This window comes from Streptomyces sp. NPDC087310 (genome assembly GCF_044744405.1).
Taxonomy (GTDB): domain Bacteria; phylum Actinomycetota; class Actinomycetes; order Streptomycetales; family Streptomycetaceae; genus Streptomyces.
Genome location: NZ_JBIUYF010000002.1, coordinates 189,717 through 209,807 on the forward strand (window position 1 = coordinate 189,717; position 20,091 = coordinate 209,807).

The following is a 20,091-nucleotide window of genomic DNA, read 5'->3' on the forward strand; positions in this document are numbered from 1 at the left end:
CCTTGGAGGGTCAGCCAGTGAAGAGACCGGACTCCGGCGGCCGGGACAGCGCAGAGACCGACGGTGGCGCGCGGAACCGCCGCCCGCGGCTGGAGGACGTCGCCGAGCTGGTCGGACTCTCACCGGCGTCGGTCTCACTGGTCCTGCGGAACGCCCCGGGCCCCAGCGCGGGGACCCGCGAGCGGGTCCTCGAAGCCGCCGCCCGGATCGGCTACCGCCCCGACCGCACGGCCAGCCTCCTCGCGCGCCGGCGCAGCCGCGTGCTCGGCGTCACCTTCGACATCCGCAACAGCTTCCACGCCGAGCTGGTCGAGAACCTGTACGTCGCGGCCGAGGAGGTCGGGTACGACCTGGCGCTCTCCACGCTGACGCGCATCCGCGACGAGGGCCAGGCCGTGGAGACCCTGCTCGACTTCCGCGCCGAGGCGCTGGTCCTGCTCGGCACCGAGATACCCGCCGCGCGGCTGACCTCGCTCGACCGCCGGCTGCCGGTGATCTCCGTCGGGCGGCGGATCCCGGCGGCCGACCTGGACGTCGTACGCGCCTCGGACGACGAGGGGCTGGGCCGGGCGGTGGCCCATCTGGTGGAGCTGGGCCACCGGGACATCGCCTTCATCGACGGGGGCAAGGGCAGCATCGCGGCGGACCGGCGCCGCGGCTACCGCACCGCCATGCGCGCCCACCGGCTCACCGACCGGATCAGGGTGCTCCCGGGCCACCACACCGAGGAGGCCGGGGCGCGGGCGGCGGAGCTGCTGCTCGCGGAGGACGCGCTGCCGAGCGCGGTCATCGCGTGCAACGACCGGTGCGCGGTGGGCGTGCTGAGCACCCTCGGCCAGGCGGGCGTCTCCGTACCGGACACCCTCTCGGTCGTCGGCTACGACGACAGCGTCCTGTCCCGGCTCGCCAGTTTCGACCTCACCACCGTCAGCCAGAACCCGGAGGAACAGGCCCGCCACGCCGTGGCGGCGGCGGTGGAGCGGCTGGACGGCGGGCGCTCGGTCCCGCGCGAGATCGTCCTGACGCCGCGCCTGATGGTCCGCGGCACGACCGCGGCCCCCGCGCGGACGCGGCAGCCGGCCGAGGCGTACGAGCGCGGTCTGCCGCGCCCGGAGAGCTGAGCCGGCCCCGTACGCGTGGCGGCGCGCCCTCAGGCGTCGCCGTCGCCCGGGGACTTGAGGCCCGCGCCGCACAGCGGTACGACGACCTCCGCCGCGCCGAGGGCGGTACGCGCCGCCGCCCAGGCCGGGTGGTCCGCGTCCGTGGTCCCGGTGCGGGCCGCGCGGACGGCGGCCCAGCAGACGGCGGAGGTGGGCTCGACGAACAGCCCCTCGGCGGCCAGTTCGGTACGGGCCGCCGCGACCTGCTCGTCGGTCACCGCGACGACGGTGCCGCCGGTCGCGCGGACCGCCCGCAGGATCTGCTCACCGCGCGGTGGCGCCGCGATCGCGATGCCCTCCGCGATCGTCGCTCCCCCGTCGGCGGCGACCGGGGCGTCCGCGCCCTGTTCCACGGCCCGCGCCAGCGGCGAGCAGGCGGACGCCTGTACGGCGACGATCACGGGCATCCGCTCGGCGAGACCCGCGGCGACCAGCTCGGAGAAGGCGAGATGGCAGCCGAGGACCAGGGTGCCGTTGCCGACGGGGACGACGACCGTGTCGGGCAGGGTCCTGCCGTACTGCTCCCAGATCTCGTAGCCGTAGGTCTTCACGCCGTGCAGGAAGTACGGGTGGAACACATGGCTGGCGTACATCACCCCGGGTTCGTCCGCCGCGGCGACGGCCGCGGCGGAGGTGTCGGCCCGCGAGCCGGGCACCAGGGTGACGGCCGCGCGGTGCGCGCGCATCTGGGCGAGTTTGGCCGGGGAGGTGGCGGCGGGTACGAGGACCCGGCACGGGATGCCGGCGCGGGCGAAGTAGGCGGCGGCAGCGGTGCCCGCGTTGCCACTGCTGTCGACCAGCGCGGCCCTGACACCGAGCCGCTTGGCGAGCGTCGCGAGCACGACGGCCCCGCGGTCCTTGAACGACAGCGTCGGCATCAGGAAGTCGAGCTTCCACCGCACCCCCGGCAGCACCGACTCCACCAGCGGCGACATCCCCTCGCCGAGCGAGACCCGCGGATCGACGCGCAGCGGCAGGGCCTCGGCGTAGCGCCACATCGTGGCGGGCCGTCCGGTGAGCGCGACGGGGTCGAGTGCGACGGGGAACGGCGCGACGTCCAGGATCCCGCCGCACGGACAGCGCCAGGCCGGCCCCGCCACCGGGTGGAGCGCCCCGCACCGCGCGCACACCAGATCCGGCAGGCCGTCCCCCGGGCTGTTCGCCCCGACGGCGCGCTCCGGCCGCTGTTCTCCGTCCACGCCGCCGAGTCTAGGGGGTGGCGGGGACCGGCTCATCCGTGTCAGCCGTCGTCATCGCGCGGCGCGGGACCGGCGCCACCACAGGACCATCATGGTGAGCAGCGCCGCGTCGCGTATCCGGTGGGAGGCGCCTTCCAGCAGGTTCCACGCGGTGGGCAGGCCCTGGGGGTGGGCGACGTTCACCGTCAGCCTGTGTTCGGCGAGGTCGCGGATGATGCCCCGGAGTTGCTGGGGTGTGCGGGTGGTGTCGTCGATGCCTTCGAGGAGGGCGTGGACGAGCTGCGGGCCGGAGGCGAACTTCCTGATGTACCCCTGGACGATGGGGACCATTTCCGTCTCGAAGACGTCGAGGAGGGAGAGTTCGGGGCTCAGGTATCTGATGGACCCCTCGATGTTGGCGAAGGACTTGCCGAGTACGGCGATCATGGGGTTGGTCTTGATGCCCCGCTTGGTCGAGCGTTCGAGGATCGCCGTCAGGGTGAGGCCGAAGTCGAGGTCTTCCAAGGACGCGGCCGCGACCTTGGGGACGAGGGCGACCATGTCGCCGCTGAAAGCGTTGACCTGGGCCCACGGGGTGGCGTCGCCGAGCTCGATCCACGCCTGCGCGAGAGCGGTCCCGTCGTTCTGCGCGACGCTGAGCAGGACACGCAGGAGGTGGGTGCCGAGGGAGCGGTCTATTCGGCCGACCATGCCCCAGTCGATGAGATACGCGGGCGAGCCGGGATGGACGAAGATGTTGCCCGGGTGGGGGTCGGCGTGGAACCACCCGTCGAGGAAATAGCCCTGGTACATGAACGCGAGCAGGTCGCGGCCGATGTCCGTCCGCTGCTGGACGGTGAAGGCCGCCGGATCCGCTTCCCGGATGGAACAGCCGGGCGCCAGCGTCTGGATGAGCACCCGGGGTGTGGCCCTGATGACGTCCGGTACGGCGATGTGCTTGAAGCCGGACGCGGCCCTGGCGGCGGTCCTCATGTTCCTCGCTTCGAGGACGAAGTCCAGCTCCGGGTGCATCGCGTCGAACAGCACACTCAGCATCGACTCGAAGTCGATGACCGCGTTGAGCCGGGGAGCGCGCCGCCCGGCGAAGCGCGCGAGCCCGGTCAGCAGTTCCATGTCGGCCTCCATCACCTCGCGCACCCCCTGTCGCTGGATCTTCACCGCCACCGGCGTGCCGTCGGCGAGCACGGCCCGGTAGACCTGCGCCAGGGACGCCGTACCGAGGGGGTTCTCCGTATCGACATGGCGGAAGCCGGTGGCCCAGTCGGGCCCCAGCTCTCCGGCAAGCACCGGTTCGAAATCCGCGAACGGGCTGGGCGCCACATGGTCGTGGAGCTTCTGGAACTCCTCGACCATGGCCGCCGACACCATGTCCGGCCTGGTCGACAGCATCTGCCCCACCTTGATGTACAGCGGGCCCAGGTCCTCCAGCGCGTGCCGCGCGGCACGCGCCCGGGAGCGCGCCTCGTCCCCGCGGTCCCGCCCCTTACCCCCGCCTCGCCGGTGCACCCTGCGCCCGGCCTCCTCGGCCGCCAGACGACCGAGCGCCTTGACGATCTTCCTCGCGCGGCGGCTGTTGCCCATGGGCAGCTCCTATGGCTCGGACGGCCGTGGACCGTGGCGGCGCAAGGAAGCCCACGCGGGCTGTGTGCGGCGGGCGCACACAGTGGGTGCAGCCTGTCCTGCGCGCCCGGCTCCCATCCCCCGCGGGTGGGGCGCACGGTGTTGCGAGGGAACGTGTGAAGGGAGCGGCGCACTCCGGCGCTCGAACGTCACCGGCCGGAGGCCGCGCCGGCGCCGAGGAGTTCGTCCACGAGCCGATGCGCGTACGCGGTGTCCAGCCCGGCCGGACGGAAGAAGATGCGGTACATCAAGGGGGCGACGACGCGGTCCATGACCGTCTCGACGGCGGGTCGGCCGGAACACCCGGAAGGAGAACGGCGCGTGGGTCCCCACCTTCCCCCGCTCCCGTTACGTCACCTCCCGCACCGAGCGGGAGTTCCGGGCCGGGTACGCCATGGAGGAGGCGCGCGAGCAGACGTTCCGCGACTCGGTGATCCCCGTCGAGCGGGCGGGTCTGCTGGACACCGTCGACGTCCCGACCGAGGGCGCCGAGCTCGTCCCGGGCCTGCGTCTGGCCGGCACGGACACCCTCGTCCCCGCCGCCTGACCGGCCGTCCGGCCCGGCCGGAGCCGGGAGCGGCCCGCACCGGAGCAGCCCGTACGCACGGTATCGGGTCGCTCCGGTGCGGGAAGGGTCCGCGCGGCGTCAGCCCCTGGCGACGGCGATGCTGCCCTGAAGGCGCTCCCCCGCCTCGTACACCATGTAGGGCACGCCCCCTTCGGTGCCGAAACTGGGGGCGGCGCTGCGGCCGTTGTCGGGCGCGCCGTTCCCGGAGTCGTAGAAGCGGCCGAGGTGGCGGCGGAGCGTGAAGTCCTTCCCGACCTCGGTGATCATGAGGTCGCCACCGCTCGACTTGTCCTTGTTGTAGACGACGTAGGCGCTGCCGTTACGGGTCAGCAGATGCGGGCCGCCGATGTTGACGGCCGACACGTCGGAGTGGCTGACGAGGGCCTTCTGGTCGAAGGTCCAGGTACGGCCGTCGGCCGACCAGCCCCAGTGGATGTCCCGGTGGTTGGTCCGGTTGTTCAGCATGAAGAGCATCACGTAGTGGGCGTTCCTCGCGGGCAGTTCGTGCGGGAAGACCCGGGCGTACGAGGTCTCCGTGGTGCCCGCGGGCAGCATGGACGTGGTGAGGACCGTCCTGTCGTAGGTGAAGTTGATGCCGTCCTTGGACCGGGCCAGTCGCGTCGTGGTGTTCTCGCCGTGGAAGTAGAGCCACATCTCCTTGGCGCTCTCGTTCCACATCACGTGCGGGGAGGACACATGGCTCACGGAGTAGTGCGGCTGCCAGACGTTCGCGACGAGCGGGTTGCGCGGGTACTCGGTGAACGGCCCTTCTATGTGGTCCCCGTAGGCGAGGCAGATCCCGCCGGGCGCGTCGTGCGGCGCGTAGTAGAGGTAGTAGCGGCCCAGCGGTGCGGAGAGCCGTCCCGCGGTGCCGCGGATGCACGGGAAGATGATCTCGCCGGTGGGGTTGTACGTGAGCTGTGAGGGCTTCAGCAGGGTCTTGACGTAACGGTAGTCGGGGAACCCGCCGGGCGCCGCGGCCGGTGCGGCCGTGGAGTCGGTGGCCGGCGCCGCGGCGGCCGTGGAGCCGACGGCGAGCGCCGCCGCGGTCGCGCCGACCGACGTGAGGAGGATGCGGCGGCTGGGGTGAGGTGTCTCGTGCATGGGGTACTCCGTCCCGATGGGGTGACGTTGGCCGTGCCGGGGATGAGCGGTCAGAGGGCGGTGGCCGCGGTGACGCAGAAACCGCCGAGGGCGACGAACCAGACGTAGGGCAGGGTGCGCGCCATCACCTGCTGGGGGCCGACCCCCGCGTACTGCGCGCTCCACACGGTCTGGGTGCTGGTGGGGTCGGCGACGCCGAAGACCTGGTTGTAGGAGGCGGTGAGGCCGAGGACGGCGACGGCCGGGTAGATCCCGGCGGCGATGAGGACGCCCGCGATGCCGGCGCCGAGGCCGTACACGTTGAGCGGTCCGCGGTACAGGCACAGCGGCACCAGCGCCGTGAAGACCACGACGAACAGCACCGGGTTCTGCGGGCTGACCGCCTTGACCAGGGGTTCGAGCGCGGTCACGGCACCGGGGAGCTTGACCGCCGCGAGCAGGATGCCGATGGCCACGAACAGGGTGATGGGCGCGGCGGCCACCTCGAAGCCGTTGTACAGGGTGCGCAGCAACCGGCGGTTCATGTCGCGTGGGCGGGTGGTCGTCACGAGCGCGTAGAGGACCCCGGCGAGCAGCGAGGGGATGATCGCGATCTCCAACCCGAGGGCCAGGACGAGGGGGACGGCCGGGGTGAGCAGCGCGTACCAGGGGGCGTCGCCGAGGAGGGCGCGCCGCTTTCCGGCCCGGGTGCGCGGCTCCTCCGTACGGAAGGCCCAGGCGTGTTCGACCCCGCGCCTGCGGGACTCGACGAGGACGAACAGGACGGCGCCGGTCAGCGCGAACGGGAAGAGCTTGATCATGAAGTCGCGCACCTCGGGGACCGGCAGGTCGAGGGCGCTGGAGAAGAACTGCCACACGGGCAGCTCGAAGGGCATGCCGGCGGCGATGCCCATGAGGATCGTCCCGGCGGCGGTCACCTTGGGGATGCCGACGGCGATCATGGCGGGGATGCCGATGATGCCGGCGAGCATCGCGGCGGGCGCGGAGCCGGTCACGGTGCCGATGAGGGTCGAGACCATCAGCACGCCGAGCGCGACGACCGTGGGCCGGTCGCCGCCGAACTCGACGATCTTACGGACGAGGGTGCCGGCGATGCCGGTCTCGTCGAGCAGCTTCCCCAGCCAGGAGCCCAGCAGGATCGCGATCATCGTCGCGGCGAGCATGGGGGCGCCCTCTTGGAGGACCGTGTCGAAGACGCTGTTCTCGCCGGTGACCGGGGCGCCCGAGACCAGGGCGATGACCACGCCGAGCAGGACGAGCGCGAAGGCGGTGGGGAGCTTCTTGGTGAGCATCGCGGCGACACCGGCCGCCATGATGATCAGGATGACGATGCCCATGACTCACTTCTCTCTTGCCGGGGCGGCGGACGCGGCCAGGGCGGCGGACAGCAGGAGCGGAGTGCGGCCCAGGCCGCAGACGGATTGCGCGTAGGCGTGCGCGGCGAGTTCGTCGGCGCCCGCGACATGGGCGAGGACCCGCAGGCGCCCGAGGCGCAGCGCGGTGTGGCCGAGGGCCTTCTTGAGCGCGGTGCGCCCGGGACCGTGGTGGAGCAGTTCGTGGACGCTCTCGTGGGCGAGGGCGGCGGCGCGCACCGAGCCGGCCGGGAACCACTGCCGCCAGCCGTGGGCGGTCACCAGGCGCTCCGCCGCGGCGACGGAGTCGGTGTACAGCTCGACGGTGGGGGGCCGGGAGGTGTAGCGGGCGAGGAGCCCGCGCTCCAGGCCGCCGTCGCGCTCCACGATCCGCGGCGGTGCGGGCGTCCCCGCGGGAGGCAGGGCGGCGCCGAACGCGGCGGCGGTGGCGGCCCAGTGGCGCAGCAGTGCGGGGTCGCGGCCCTCGTGCAGCGAGAGGGAGCCGAGGAAGCGCGCGCCGTACTCGATGTCGTCGACGGCGGCGAGGCCGGCCGCCCGCGCGGTGGCGGTGGCGGTGGCGGTGACGTTGGCGGTGGGGCGGGTCATGACCGCTCCTCCACGACGGCGACGACGGGCTCGTCGCCGGGGCGGCCCTCCATCTCGGTGCGGGCCAGCGCCAGCAGGGCCCCCGGGTCGAGCACCCCGGAGAGGTCGGCGATGCGGGAGCCGATGAGCAGCCGCAGCGCGGGGGCGCGTACCCCGCCGTCCCCGTAGGCGGTGGCCTCGCCGACGAGTGCGGCGAGGGTGCCCTGCGCGGCGGCGACGGTGGTGGTGCTCACCCGGGCGTCGGGGGCGTGCAGCCGGACCACGCCGTCGGCGTCGACCACGCGCACGGGCCGGCGTACGCGGCGCAGTCTGCGGCGCAGTTCGGTGCCGTAGACGGTGTAGGCGGGGGTGCCCGCGAGGAGGTCGACCCGGTCCTCGGGGACCTTGAGGCTCGCGGCGGCCAGCCGGAGCCGTTCGGCGTCGTCGGCGCGGTGGGCGCGGTCCCGGGTCCGCAGTTCGGTGGCGCCCGTGGCGACGGCGCGCACGGTGTTGGTCTGCGGGTCGACGGTGACCTCCACCTCGACGGCGTCGGCGACGGCGCCCTGGGCGACGACGGCCCGTTCGGCCTCGGAGCGCACCGCGAGGATGTCCTCCTGGCCGGCGCCGGGGATGATCCGCTCGACCTGTTCGCGGACGAGGGCGAGGGCGACCCCGATGGGGCTGATGACCTCGCTGTGCGCGGCGATACGGCCCTCGTGGCCGGAGGTGGCGGCCAGGTGCGGGGTGACGGCGGCGGCGCCTCCTCCTCCGCCGATCAGTTGGACGGTGTCCTTGTCGAGGCGGTAGTCGTCGATCATGGCGTCCACGACGGTTGCGACCTGGGCGATCGCGGCGTCCAGCACCTGGGTGGCGGCGGTGTCGACGTCGGTGCCGAGCGCGGCCGCCAGCGGGGCGAGCGCGGCGCGGGCCACTTCCCGGTCGGCGCGCGCGAAGTCGCCCTCGGGGACCCGGCCCAGGGCGTTGGCGGCGCAGGTCAGGGTGAGCGCGTAGCGGCCGCCCGCGGCGTCGAGCACGACATGGTCCGCGGCGTCCTCGGGCAGCGGGCTGACGGTGGCGAGCCGTGCTCCGGCGAGGTCGTCGGCGGAGGCGAAGCAGGCGTAGGGCAGTGCGGCGATGTGCGCGCTGCGCGGGCCGACGGTGGTGACCTTCCCGCCGCCGATCCGGATCATCGAGCCGCCGCCGACGCCGACGGTGCGTACGTCGAGCGCGGAGAGGTAGGAGGATCTGCCGAGGAGGGTCGCGTGGCGCACGGCGACCTTGCCCCTGCGTACGACGCTGATGTCGGTGGAGGTGCCGCCGGTCTCCAGGAAGACACCCTCGCTCACGCGTTCACGCATCAGCGCCCCGGCGACGCCGGCCGCGGGCCCGGACAGCACGGTCAGCAGGGGACGGCGGCGCATCTCGTCGAGTGACATGACACCGCCGTCGCACCGCATCACCATGAGCGGGGCGGTGACACCGGCCTTGGTGACGGAGGCGTCCACGAGGTCGGCGGTGGCGAACATCTTCGGCAGGATCGCGGCGTTGACGACGGCGGTGCGGCTGCGCTTCTGGAGACCGTACAGCGAGGTGATGTCGTGGGCGGCGGTCATCGGCAGACCGCGCTCGGCGGCCACCTCCCGTACCGCGTCCTCCCCTTCGGGGCGGTCCACGCTGAACGGCTGTGTGGCGACGAGGACTTGGGCGCCGCCGCGGGCCGCCGTGTCGACGGCGGACTCGACGGCGGCCCGGTCCCCGGGGTCGGCGATGTGCGCGTAGGTCAGCGGGAGCCGCTTGCCGGGCGAGAGTTCGAGCTTGGCGAGGGAGGCGAGGCGGCGGGTGAAGGCCGCCCCGGCTCCGGTGCCGATGCCGAGCAGTCCGACGGTGGCCACGTCGCCCTCCAGCAGGGCGTTGGTAGCCTGTGTGGTGCCGTGGGCCAGGAAGGCGACGTCCTCAGGGGCGTGTCCGGTCCGGTCCAGCAGGCGGCCGAGCGCTTCCACGATGCCGTGGGCGACCCCGTCCTGATGATGGTGGCTGGTGGGAACCTTCACCTGCCCGAGCAGGTCGAGGGTCGTGGCGTCCACGGCCACGGCGTCGGTGAAGGTTCCGCCCACGTCGATGCCGACGCGTATGCGGTGGGTGTTCATGTCCGGGCACCTCCTTGTGCTGGGTCGGCGCTGACGCGGGCGGTTGGGCCGGGCGGGGCAGGTGGAGCTGCTCCCGTCCGGCCGTCCCGCCCTCGGGAGACCGGGCGCGCCGTGCTGCTTCCCGGTCTCCGGTGGGGTTCAGTAGCCGCGCACCCGCGGCCAGTGGCGTTCGACTCCGGCCCGCTCCAGCAGGGCTGCGAAGGTGTCGAAGCGCTTCTCCTCGGCCTGCACCTCGTACGGTGCGACGCCCTCGTCGAGGCAGTGGGCGGCGAGCGCGCCGGCGACCTCGCCGATGTTCCACTCCACGGGGTGCAGCCGGTAGCAGCCGTTGGTGATGTGGGTGGTGCCGATGTTCTTCGCGGCGGGCAGCAGGTTGCGCGTACGGCGCGGGATCAGTGCGCCGAGCGGGATCTCGAAGGGCACGGAGCCGATGTCGATGTAGTTGTCGCCGCCGGTGGAGGGGTGCAGGTCGATGCGGTAGCTGCCGACGCCGACCGCGTCGCGGTGGCGGGTGCCGCCGGTGGGGCCGACGAGGTCGATCGCCACGTCGTGCTCGGTGACGGTCGTGACGGCCTTGATCCGGCGGGACTCGCGTACGTACGGGGCCTTCGCGAGGCCGTCCTCGGTGCCCATGACGTCGGGGCGCGGCCGCAGCCCGGGGAAGCCGGTGCCGCCGTCGGGGCGCGGGGCCTCGGTCTGGAGCCAGTACAGGAGGGACAGCGACAACTGCCGGGCCTCGCGGACCGCTTCGGCCGCGGTCCGTTCACCGGCGCCGATCAGCGGCTTGAGCCAGTAGTCGTTGAGGGGCCAGTTGACCAGGGTGATGTCGGAGTCGAAGGCCCCGTCCCGGTGGAGCTTCCTGGCCAGGATGCGGCGGAAGCCGAAGAGTTCCTTGTCGCCCGCGTCGGCGGACTGGTCCGCGCTGACGGCGAGCGGGTCGATGTCCGGGTTCGGTACGAAGGTGCGCGCCACCGCCTCCAGCGAGCGCGGGTCGGGCGCGAGGAGCCCGAGCAGCGGGCCGGGCCAGAAGTCCGGTGTGTAGGCACGCCAGAAGTCGTAGTCGGCGGGCCTCTCGATGGTGTGGTCCTCCCCCTCGTGGTGGGAGAGGGCGAAGCAGAAGGTGATGCCCTGCTGGTTGAGCGGGTCGGCCTGCTCGGGGGCGTGCGGTTCGCCGAACTCGGCGCGGGACTCGGCGCCGAGGGCGTACTCGACCCCGGCCAGCTCCAGCAGCTCGCCCGTCTCGGTGGCGTCGAGGACGTACGGGGCGGTGAAGGTACGTCGGCCACCGCCGCGCAGACCCTCCAGGGTGACGGACCGTACGGTGTCGCCGTCGGTCTCGGCGGCCACCGGGCGGTGCTCGGTGAGCAGGGTCAGCCGGCCGGCGGAGCGGTGCGGGGCGAGCAGTGCCTCCAGCGCGGCGAGCGCCACGCGGGGCTCGGCGCACAGCTTGCTGACGCGGCCGGCGCCGGGGTTGAGGGCGGGCTGGGCGGCGGCCTCGGCGCGCAGCGGGTACCAGTCGCGGTAGTAGCCGCGGATCGCCTCGCGCAGCGCGCGGTAGGAGGCGGTGACACCGAACTGCTCGACCCATGGGTGCTCGTCCGGCGGGACCGCCTGGGAGGTGAGCTGGCCCCCGATCCAGTCGGTCTCCTCGGTGAGGACGACCGTACGGCCGGCGCGGCAGGCGGCGAGGGCGGCGGCGACGCCGCCGAGTCCACCGCCGACGACGAGGATGTCGGGTTGGCTGATCACGGTTCTCCTTGTGGTGCGTGGTGAGGCGGTCGTACGGGTCAGGCGTGGTGGGGCGGTGCTCCGGCCGTGGCGCCGGCCCTGAACGGGCAGACGACGAGCGGTTCTTCGGCGTCCTCCCCCGCGACCAGGGCGGCGAGCAGCCGTACGGCGGCGGCGCCGAGCTGGGGCCGGGGGATGTCGAAGCCGGTGGGGACCGCCTGGGCCGCGAGGTCGGCGGGCGGGCTGCCGAGCAGGGCGAGGCTCAGCTCGCCGGGGCAGTCGAGACCGGCCGCGTGGACGGCGGCGCGCAGGGCCCGCCACGGGCTGCCGGTGTCGGTCTCCTCGGCGACGAAGGCGGTCACGCCTTCGTCGAGCCAGCGCCGCAGCCGCTCGGGGGTGAGGGTGCGCGCGGGGTCGGCGGTGCGGAAGACCGCGTCGGGGCCCGCGGGCAGTCCGGCGCTCTCCAGTCCCTTGAGGAAGCCGTGTTCACGGTCGGTGGAGGCGGGCGCGTCGTCGTCCTCGCGGATCAGCACGAAGCGCCGGTGGCCCAGCGCGGCGAGCCGGGTGACGACCTCGTGGCTCGCGCTCACATAGTCGGCGCCGACCCAGGCGAGGCCCTCCGGTTCGTCCCTGCGGCCCAGGTGGACGACGGGAAAGCCGTCAGCGACCAGGCGCCGCAGCTCCTCGGTGGGCGCGTGTCGCCCGAGAAAGAGACAGCCGTCGGCGAGCCGGACCCGGCCGAGCGCGTCCGGTCCGCCGGCCCCGGCGCCGCCGGAGCTGGAGCCGGTGAAGAGCACGAGGTCGTAGCCGCGGGCGGCGGCCTCCCGCTCCACCCCGACCAGGAAGGGGTAGTACGAGTGCTGCACGTCGGTGGGGAAGGTCGCGGTGAAGCTGAACACGCCGAGCAGGTCGTTGCGCGCGGCGGCGAGTCTGCGGGCCGCCGGGTCGGGCACGTAGCCGAGGCTCCGGGCCGCGTCGAGGACCTTCTGCCGGGTCTCCGCCGTGATCGCCACGCCCTGCTTCCTGCCGCCGAGCACCAGCGAGACCGTGGCCTGCGAGACTCCGGCCAGCCGCGCGACCTCGGCCTGACGCGGCCGTGAGGTGCGGCCGCCCGGGGGCGCGGGGGCGCGTCCCGGCCTGGCTCGCTTGCGTGGTTCCTCCACCGGCACTCCTTCTCGGGACGCGCGGGACCGCGCGGGACGACCGCCCGAGGGGCGTCATCGCTCGTTAATGCGCATTAGTAATGCGCATTAACGAGCACCTTCGACCCCGGGCGGACTCACGTCAAGGGAGTGGACAGGACTTTCCCGCGCAGGGATGGAGCCGTCGGCCGCTCCGCAAGCCCTACCGGCGACGGGACGCGGATCCGGCAGGCTCCCTGTTCGCCGGAAGGGCGATCGCGACTCGAAAACTTTGGGCGGATTCTGGTAGGGCCATCGTGAAATGTCGCATACGCCCGCCCTGTTGGCCCATCATGAGGCGGCAAGCCCGTTCCCGACGCGGCGGTCGTGACCCCGCGTACCACGGAGAGGACACCCATGCGCGCATCACGCGGAACACGAATACCCGTACCACCGGCGAGGACACCGACTCCACGCACCGCACCCCGCACCACCGGGCGCCGGCAACCGCCCGCACCCGGAACCCCGGCCCCATAGGGCCGGACCGCTCCTTCGGGAGCACGAGGAGACGAGTACAGATGAAGAAGGCAGCACTCAGCGCGGCCCTGGGACTCGCCGCGGTCGTCATGGCGGCCGTTCCCACCGCCCAGGCGTCCCCGACCACCGCCAGGACGTACGCGGACTGCCCGGCCGGCTGGTTCTGCGCCTGGGAGCACGAAGGCGGAAAGGGCAAGATGGTGCGCTTCCAGAACGGCGTCAAGAAGCTCAGCGACTTCGGGATGAACGACAAGATCTCCTCGGTGTGGAACCGAAGCGGACAGATCTTCTGTACGTACCTGGACAACAACTACAAGGGCGCCACATGGGCGGTGGGGGCCTGGCAGGGCAATACCGCCAAGTACCACCGAAGCGACAACATCAGCTCCCTGAGGGCGCGGGAATGCTGATCACCCAGGGCGCGCCGACCACCCTCACCGGCAGGAGACCCGGCAGCGGGCGCATCACCGTCGCACGGTGATGAAGGTGCCGTTGATCGCATACCCGTCCAGCCCGTGGCGTTCGCCGTATGCGATCAGGTCGCTGGTGCGGTTGATGAACCCGCGTCCCGAATAGTTGAGCGAGGTATTGCACAGAACGCTGAATCCGGTCAATTCGCCGAAGGACGTCAGCAGTTCGGCCATGGCCGGGTTCGCCGTCGGGTCGACGGTCTGGGTGCGAGCCGTTCCGTCGACATGGGTCACAGCGCGCAGCTCGCTGGATTCGACCTGGCTGAAGTACAGCATGTAGGGATCGGGGACCCCTCCGCCGAACCAGCGGCCCGCGTCCTGCTCCAGACAGATCGGGGCGATGGGGCGGTAGCCCTCGCGCTGCTTGATCTTGTTGAGCCTGCCGGTCGTCTCCTCGGTGAAGGGCGCGGCGAGGATCGATCGGTTCCCGAGTGCGCGGGGGCCGATCTCCCAACGGCCCTGCACCCAGCCGATGATGTTCCCGTCGCGGAGGTGGCGGGCGACCTCGTCGTGGCGCAGCGGGCGGATCTCGTAGCGCCGCGGGTCGAACTCCATGTCCTCGACGAATTCGCCACCCGCGTAGACGTCCCAGTCCAGGCCGGCCGACCCGGTGTAGAAGTGCTGGGCGTCGATGGCGGTCCCGATCGCGGAGCCGCTGTCGTTGGGGCACGGCGGGACGAAGACCGCGGGGAAGAGCCCGCACTCGCGCCAGCGACGATTCCACTCGCAGTTGAGCCCGCAGCCTCCTGAGATGAGGAGTGGGAAGCCCTCCGTCAAATGCTCCTGGGCGTACGTGTGGAACCGGTCGAAGATGGCGTTCGACAGGCGGGCGGCGAGGTTCTTGTAGGCGTCCGTTTCCACGCCGACGTTGTAGTAGGGGGAATCGCTCATCCGGTCCTTCAGGCTGCCGGTGATGACCTCCCTCTGGCCGAGTACGAAGTCGATGACTTCCTGCTCCGCCCGGGTCGCCGGCCGGTTCTCGGCGAATCCGGCCAGTGCCATCTGCTTGCCCGCGTCCTGGAAACGGACGAATTCCTCGTGCGAGCTGTATTTGGGGTCGGCGAGCGCGAAGCCGTAGGAGTACTTGTTTCCTGGGTAGTTGAGCACCTCCTGGAGATGAGTGACCTTCCCGTGCTCGTCGATGCGGTAGAACGAGCCGATGTTCCCCTCCCACACCAGACTGTAGAAGGGCTGGTCACGACGGAACGCCGACATTCCGTAGGACGTCATGATGTGGGAGCGCTCGTGTGTGGAGGAGAAGAGACGCACGTCCTTCCCGAAGAACCGGCCGGCCTCGTCAGAGATCGCGGATGCGCCCACACCGAAGTAGCCGGCGCGCGAGGGCTGGTCGGTGGCCTGGGTCCCCTTGATCCAGCCGCTCACGGCGACGACGTCCGGCTGTTTGTCCAGCCGGTCCGCCGCTACGGCGAACACCTCGGCGGTCAGACCGCTGTAGCGGACGAACGAGTCCTTCTCCGCCTCCAGGGAGAAGAGCAGCTTCCCGTCCTCGACGGCCGCGATTGCCCCGTCATGGCCTTCCTTGAGGGAAAGAATCAGCATGATGGTCCGTTTCTCTGCGAATTTCCGACCTGACAGTGGGATGCCGGGATCAGACGGCGCCGGGATCGGCTGCCGCCGAGAGGACTTTCAGGGCGAGCTGGTGCAGCCGCGGGTTGGCGGACAGCGCGCCGGTGCCATGGTGGGGCGAGGCGCCCAGGAGATCGGTGCAGACACCGCCCGCTTCCGCCACGAGGATGTGCACGGCGGCGATGTCCCAGGGGTTCACGACCGGTTCGGCGGCGATGTCGAGGGTTCCTTCGGCAACCATGCAGTGCTGGAGGAAGTCCCCGAAGGCACGGTCCTCCCAGCATTCTTCGGCCAGGCGTTGATATGCCTCACGTGAGTGGAAGACGTCCCAGGTACGTGTGCTGGTGGTGGACAGGTAGGCGTCGGCGAGGCTGGTGTTGCCGGAGACCCGCAGGGGCAGGGGGGCGCTGCCGGACGGCCCGCGCCGCAGCCAGGCGCCCTGTTCGGCCGCCGCCCACCAACGGCTGTGCAGGGCGGGAGCGCTGATCACGCCGACGGTGGGCGTGCCGTCCTCCAGCAGGGCGATCAGTGTGGCCCAGACGGGTACGCCGCGCAGGAAGTTCTTGGTGCCGTCGATGGGGTCGACCATCCAGGTGCGCCCGGCCGTGACGGAGCCGCCGGTCTCCTCCCCGGCGAAGGCGTCGTCGGGGCGGGCGGATCGCAGTGCCTCGCGTACGGCCGTCTCGACGGCGGTGTCCGCGTCGGTCACGGGCGTACGGTCCGGCTTCTCCCGGATCCTCAGGTCGAGGGCCTGGAAGCGACGGCTGGTGATGGTGTCGGCGATGTCGCCGAGTCGCAGGGCCAGTTCGAGATCGTCCTGTCGTGACATGGGGCGCCTCACTGCACACCTCGTGGGTTTCAGGGGCTCGGTCCGTGGCGATGTGGGTGGAGCGCCACGGGCCGCCGGACTACTTCGCGTGCAGTTCGAGCATGTGGTACTCCATGACCCGGACCTCCTCGATCCGGCGCACCCGGCGCAGCAGTTCGACCCGCAGGCCGGCCTCCTCCACGACGGCGTCGAGCCGTTCGCGGTCCCCGAGGTCGGCCGTGCCCAGCAGCAGCCTTCCACCGTCGGCCAGGTGCTCATGGGCGCCGGCGACATACCGGGCCTGGCCCTGGTAGCCCGGATCGAAGACGGCGGAGTGCAGATCGGTGGAGAGCGAGAAGTCGTCCTCCACATAGGTCCAGGGCACGTTCCAGAAGATGGCGTCGAAGCGGTCCGTGGGATCGAGGGCCGTGTACATGTCGCTGTGGAGGACGCGCACCCGGTCGCTCACACCGTGCCGCTCGGCGTTCGCGGTCGTGTTGGCCACCGCCTTCTCGTTGATGTCCAGCGCGGTGACGGATGTGCAGCCGTTGAGTGCGGCGGTCACGGAGATGACGCCCGTGCCGCAGCCGACCTCCAGGAACGAGCCGCCCTCGGGATAGGGCACGATCGAGGCCATCACCTCGGTCGCGGCGCTCAGGGTGCTGGGGAAGACGCCTCGGTGCAGGCTCCATTCCCGCCCCAGCAGGGTGAAGGAGTCCGGCAGGTCGTCACCCACGAGGGCGTGCTGGAGGACCTGGGCCACGGTCTCGGGGGACTCCTTGACGGTCATCGTCTCCGCCTCTCCGGTGGTGCGGGTCATCGGGTCGGGCCGGCCGCGTACCGCACGAGCGCCTCGCGGTGACGACCGATCTTGCGGAAGGCTTCGGCGTACTGGTCGATGAGTGTCTTGTCCTCGGGCCAGTTGGTGAAGGTGGGCAGGGACAGCGCGTGCTTCTCGACGTGTTCCGCGTGCGAGGCGCGCTCCGCTGCGATGCCCTTCTTCGACGTACCGGGGAAGAGGGGGTTGTCCTGGCGGGCGTAGAGCGGCAGGGTCGACAGCCGAGGGCCGGAGGGGGCGCCGACTTCCATGCCTTCGGCGCGCAGCGCGTCGACGAGGACGGAGCGGGGGACGCCGCCCAGCGCCTCGGGCCGGTAGAGCGGTTTGTAGCCGTACCAGGCGCCCATGTCGACGTGGTCGGCGACGTGTACCGGCTCCAGATAGGCCACGTCACGGAGTTGCCCGCCGAGGTGGCGCAGACAGCGGTGCCGGGCCTCCTTGCGTGCCGGGAACGCCGCGAGCGCGTGCCGGGCGACGATCGCGTTGAACGGCGACATGCGCAGTTTCAGCCCGAAACCGGTGACCCAGTGTGCGCGCAGGTCCTCGTCGAGGACGGCGTCCCGGGAGCGGTCCCGGTAGTGCCCGAGGAGGGTGGCGCGGTCGTGCACCTGGGGGTCGCTGGTGACGAGGATGCCGCCCTCCCCCGCGTAGACGGCCTTGTTGGCCTGGAGGGAGAAGACCGCGGCGTCGCCGAAGGTGCCGACGGGCCTGCCCTTGTAGCGGCTGCCATGAGCGTGGGAGCAGTCCTCCAGAACGCGCAGCCCGTGTCGCTCGGCGATCCGCAGGATCGCGTCCATGTCGCAGGGGTGGCCCCACTGGTGGACGACCGTGATCACCTTGGTGTGCTCGGTGAGCGCGGCTTGCAGTGCTCGGGGGTCCAGACCACGGGTGTCGGGGTCGATGTCGGCCAGGACCACGTCACCGCGGAGCGCGAACACGGGACTCAGCGCCGCGTGGTAGGTGAGTGCCGGGCCCACGACGTCCACGCCTTCGCGCACACCGAGTGCGAAGTAGGCGGCGAAGAGGGCGCTCGTACCGGAGTTGAAGGTGACAGCGAAGCGGGCTCCGCCGTCCAGGAAGGCGAGGAAGTCGGCTTCGAGTCGGCCGATGGGGCCGCTGTTGCCCTTGATGGAGATGTCGGTGTTCCGCTGCTGGGCCAGTTCCGACAGCTCCGCCTCGTCGGCGGGGGGCGGCCAGACTTCGTGCGGCAGCGGCTGTTCGATGACGGGTGCGCCTCCGAGGAGGGCGAGTTGCTCGGCGGTGGTCATGGGTCCCTCCTGTTGTCAGGCGCACCGGTCGGCGAGCTCGTTCTGCTCGCGTAACCGGTCACGGTAGATCCCGTCGATCGTGCGTACGGAGAGGAGTTGACGCTGAAGGTGGTCCTGCCGGTAGTAGCGGTTGTCCAGATGGCCCAGATGGTGGGCGATCATGGAACGCACGGCGTCGGTCCGGGGACCTTCCCAAGTGAAGCTCTCCAACGGCAGCCCTCCGACGGAATGCAGGACGGCGACCCCGGGGGCGACGTTCAACGCGCCCTCCGTACCGAGCACGCAGAGGTGTTCGACCTTCTCGTAGTTGTGCCGTGAGATGCACAGCGAGCCCGCCAGTCGCGTCGAGGGGTAGCTGCACATGAGGCTGACGAGATCCTCCAGTCGGCGGTCCCGCATCTCCTGGTAGCGGTGGACGAAGACGGAGTGCACCCGAGGGGGTTCGGGTACGGGGAACATTCCGCTGAGTACATCGATGAGGTGGTAGCCCATGTCGAGGAGCACACCGCCCATCGCCTGCTCCCTGGAGGCGCGCCAACCCGTGGTCGGATGGGCCAGGTCCAAGTGGTAGTCGTAGGAGAACCAGTAGGGCCGCCCGATCCGGGCGAGATTCTCCTGGGCGAACTGGAAAACGGGGTTGAAGTTCCGTTGCAGCAGGGTGAAGACGCTGCGGTCGGCCCGTTGCGCCAGGTGTATCAGTTGCCGGGCTTCCTGCTCGGTGACGGCGAACGGCTTTTCCTTGATGATGTGTCTGCCGTGCGCGAGGAGTTTCGTACAGACCGGGAAATGCTCACTGTGCGGGACGGTGACCACGGCGACGTCGAAGTCAACCCTTTCGAGTGCCTCACCGAGGGCGTCGTAATGCGGGAATCCGCACGCGTCGGCGAGTGACGAGGCCGCCGGGGCGGGGTCGACGCCGCCGACGACATCCGCGTTCTCCCGTACGATCGGCAGATACTCCTTTCCTTGATGTCCAGCAAATCCGACCACCAGTACTCGCGGTCGCGAACGCACGTTCTTCAATCTGTCACTGGACATGCGGAATATCCTCCTCGCGGAATATCTGAGGATGATGCGGGCAGCCGGAAAGGGATCGCGGAGATTCCGGTCGGACTCCTGGTAGCAGGGGATTCAGGGAACTCTTCGGCTCTTCCCGGAAGCATCGGCGAGCCAGGTGTGCGCCGCGGTCACCACGTCCTTGATGAAGGCGCCTCCGACCTGTGCGTTCTCGTCGAGCAACGAGACCTCCCCGGCCGTGATCCAGGCGAACTCGGTGTGCTTGTCCCGTTCGAGTTCGGGCGAGGAGAGGTCCCCGTCCACCTCGACGACGTAGTCCGACTCCACATGCCGCACTCCGTCCGCCACCCACTCCCCGTGCGCCACCCGGGCGAGAACGCGGCGCAGCCGCCACCCGGTCTCCTCCGCGATCTCCCGGTGGAGCGCGTCCTGGAGGGACTCCCCTTCCTCAACCGCTCCGCCGACGACGTCCCAGCACCCGGGGAAGAGGCGTCGGCCGGCCGAGCGGCGCTGGACGAAGATCCGGTCGTACGGGTCGCGGATCAGCGCGCCCACCACACGTCGGGGTTGGTTCGCCGGCGTCACATCAGCCCTTCACCGGGCTCAGGCGCACCTGCGGCCACACGTCTTCTTTCGCGGAACGATCTGACCATTCTTCCCTCGCTTTCACCTGCACATGAGATTGCGTCATGTACCGTGTAGAATAGAAAAGGAGTCGAACAGTCCGAAGAAAAATTCGAGAAACCAGAATTTTTCGCCGACTCACGCCTGTTGACGGGCCTGATTTTCCGTCCTGAATAATACCTGGAACCCTGTGCCGCGCATGGGGTCACGTAAGGCTTCGGACGCCTCAATTTCTTCTTGACACGGCATCAAGTCACCTATTGAAGGAGTGACCCGGTTGCCGTCCCGGTCCGATCACTCGGTGGGGTGAGGTGTTTCCTCGCCGCGCTTCACCCGAGCGATCATTCTTTTTTGCCAC

16 protein-coding genes and 2 pseudogenes are annotated in these 20,091 nt (G+C 71.0%); 3 read left to right on the plus strand and 15 right to left on the minus strand.

What is annotated here, in order from left to right; genetic code table 11:
* Nucleotides 1–17: 17 nt before the first annotated feature.
* Complete coding sequence (locus ACIO3P_RS06925) at nt 18–1,121, plus strand: LacI family DNA-binding transcriptional regulator (RefSeq protein WP_329827770.1); 1,104 nt, start codon at nt 18–20, stop codon at nt 1,119–1,121.
* A gap of 29 nt (nt 1,122–1,150) precedes the next feature.
* On the opposite strand, the gene ACIO3P_RS06930 is transcribed toward ACIO3P_RS06925, so the two are convergent.
* From ACIO3P_RS06930 to ACIO3P_RS06940, 3 genes and pseudogenes are all read right to left on the minus strand, one after another.
* Complete coding sequence (locus ACIO3P_RS06930) at nt 1,151–2,359, minus strand: threonine synthase (protein WP_401848697.1); 1,209 nt, start codon at nt 2,357–2,359, stop codon at nt 1,151–1,153.
* Between the two features lie 51 nt (nt 2,360–2,410).
* A complete protein-coding gene (locus tag ACIO3P_RS06935) occupies nt 2,411–3,940 on the minus strand; it encodes an ABC1 kinase family protein (RefSeq protein ID WP_401848695.1) in 1,530 nt (509 codons plus the stop codon).
* Between the two features lie 188 nt (nt 3,941–4,128).
* Nucleotides 4,129–4,269, minus strand: a pseudogene (locus ACIO3P_RS06940) (TetR family transcriptional regulator); the annotation flags it as partial.
* On the opposite strand from ACIO3P_RS06940, the pseudogene ACIO3P_RS06945 reads away from it, so the two are divergent.
* Nucleotides 4,269–4,517 (plus strand): annotated as a pseudogene (locus tag ACIO3P_RS06945) (MBL fold metallo-hydrolase); the annotation flags it as partial. The pseudogenes ACIO3P_RS06940 and ACIO3P_RS06945 sit on opposite strands and share 1 nt — an antisense overlap.
* 108 nt (nt 4,518–4,625) lie before the next feature.
* Here the strand turns inward: ACIO3P_RS06945 and ACIO3P_RS06950 are convergent.
* The 6 genes from ACIO3P_RS06950 to ACIO3P_RS06975 form a co-directional block, all read right to left on the minus strand.
* Entirely contained in the window at nt 4,626–5,651 is a 1,026-nt protein-coding gene (locus ACIO3P_RS06950; RefSeq protein WP_329827773.1) for a hypothetical protein, read from the minus strand.
* Nucleotides 5,652–5,701: 50 nt separating this feature from the next.
* A complete protein-coding gene (locus ACIO3P_RS06955) occupies nt 5,702–6,988 on the minus strand; it encodes a TRAP transporter large permease subunit (protein WP_329827774.1) in 1,287 nt (428 codons plus the stop codon).
* Nucleotides 6,989–6,991: 3 nt separating this feature from the next.
* The gene (locus ACIO3P_RS06960; protein WP_401848693.1) at nt 6,992–7,609 is read right to left on the minus strand and encodes a hypothetical protein; all 618 of its coding nucleotides are present in this window, start codon (nt 7,607–7,609) and stop codon (nt 6,992–6,994) included.
* Entirely contained in the window at nt 7,606–9,735 is a 2,130-nt protein-coding gene (locus ACIO3P_RS06965) for a hydantoinase/oxoprolinase family protein (RefSeq protein ID WP_401848691.1), read from the minus strand. Before ACIO3P_RS06965 ends, ACIO3P_RS06960 begins: the two co-directional genes overlap by 4 nt.
* A 138-nt stretch (nt 9,736–9,873) precedes the next feature.
* Entirely contained in the window at nt 9,874–11,484 is a 1,611-nt protein-coding gene (locus ACIO3P_RS06970) for an FAD-dependent oxidoreductase (RefSeq protein ID WP_401848690.1), read from the minus strand.
* Nucleotides 11,485–11,522: 38 nt separating this feature from the next.
* Nucleotides 11,523–12,626: a LacI family DNA-binding transcriptional regulator gene (locus ACIO3P_RS06975; protein ID WP_401848688.1), complete on the minus strand. Its 1,104-nt coding sequence runs from the start codon at nt 12,624–12,626 to the stop codon at nt 11,523–11,525.
* A 536-nt stretch (nt 12,627–13,162) separates the two neighbouring features.
* Here ACIO3P_RS06975 and ACIO3P_RS06980 point away from each other — a divergent pair.
* Entirely contained in the window at nt 13,163–13,531 is a 369-nt protein-coding gene (locus ACIO3P_RS06980; protein ID WP_329827780.1) for a peptidase inhibitor family I36 protein, read from the plus strand.
* Nucleotides 13,532–13,585: 54 nt separating this feature from the next.
* Here the strand turns inward: ACIO3P_RS06980 and ACIO3P_RS06985 are convergent, their stop codons facing one another.
* The 6 genes from ACIO3P_RS06985 to ACIO3P_RS07010 all read right to left on the minus strand — a co-directional run bounded on the left by ACIO3P_RS06985 (nt 13,586) and on the right by ACIO3P_RS07010 (nt 19,694).
* Complete coding sequence (locus ACIO3P_RS06985; RefSeq protein WP_401848686.1) at nt 13,586–15,151, minus strand: carbamoyltransferase C-terminal domain-containing protein; 1,566 nt, start codon at nt 15,149–15,151, stop codon at nt 13,586–13,588.
* Between the two features lie 49 nt (nt 15,152–15,200).
* On the minus strand, nt 15,201–16,007 hold the full coding sequence (gene hisN, locus ACIO3P_RS06990) for a histidinol-phosphatase (RefSeq protein WP_401848685.1): 807 nt from the start codon (nt 16,005–16,007) through the stop codon (nt 15,201–15,203).
* A gap of 79 nt (nt 16,008–16,086) precedes the next feature.
* Nucleotides 16,087–16,806 (minus strand): methyltransferase, encoded by a 720-nt coding sequence (locus ACIO3P_RS06995; RefSeq protein ID WP_401848683.1) that lies wholly within the window; start codon nt 16,804–16,806, stop codon nt 16,087–16,089.
* A complete protein-coding gene (locus ACIO3P_RS07000; RefSeq protein WP_401848681.1) occupies nt 16,803–18,092 on the minus strand; it encodes a DegT/DnrJ/EryC1/StrS family aminotransferase in 1,290 nt (429 codons plus the stop codon). Before ACIO3P_RS07000 ends, ACIO3P_RS06995 begins: the two co-directional genes overlap by 4 nt.
* A 15-nt stretch (nt 18,093–18,107) precedes the next feature.
* On the minus strand, nt 18,108–19,082 hold the full coding sequence (locus ACIO3P_RS07005) for a Gfo/Idh/MocA family protein (protein ID WP_401848678.1): 975 nt from the start codon (nt 19,080–19,082) through the stop codon (nt 18,108–18,110).
* A 141-nt stretch (nt 19,083–19,223) separates the two neighbouring features.
* Entirely contained in the window at nt 19,224–19,694 is a 471-nt protein-coding gene (locus ACIO3P_RS07010) for an NUDIX hydrolase (RefSeq protein WP_401848677.1), read from the minus strand.
* Nucleotides 19,695–20,091 lie beyond the last annotated feature (397 nt).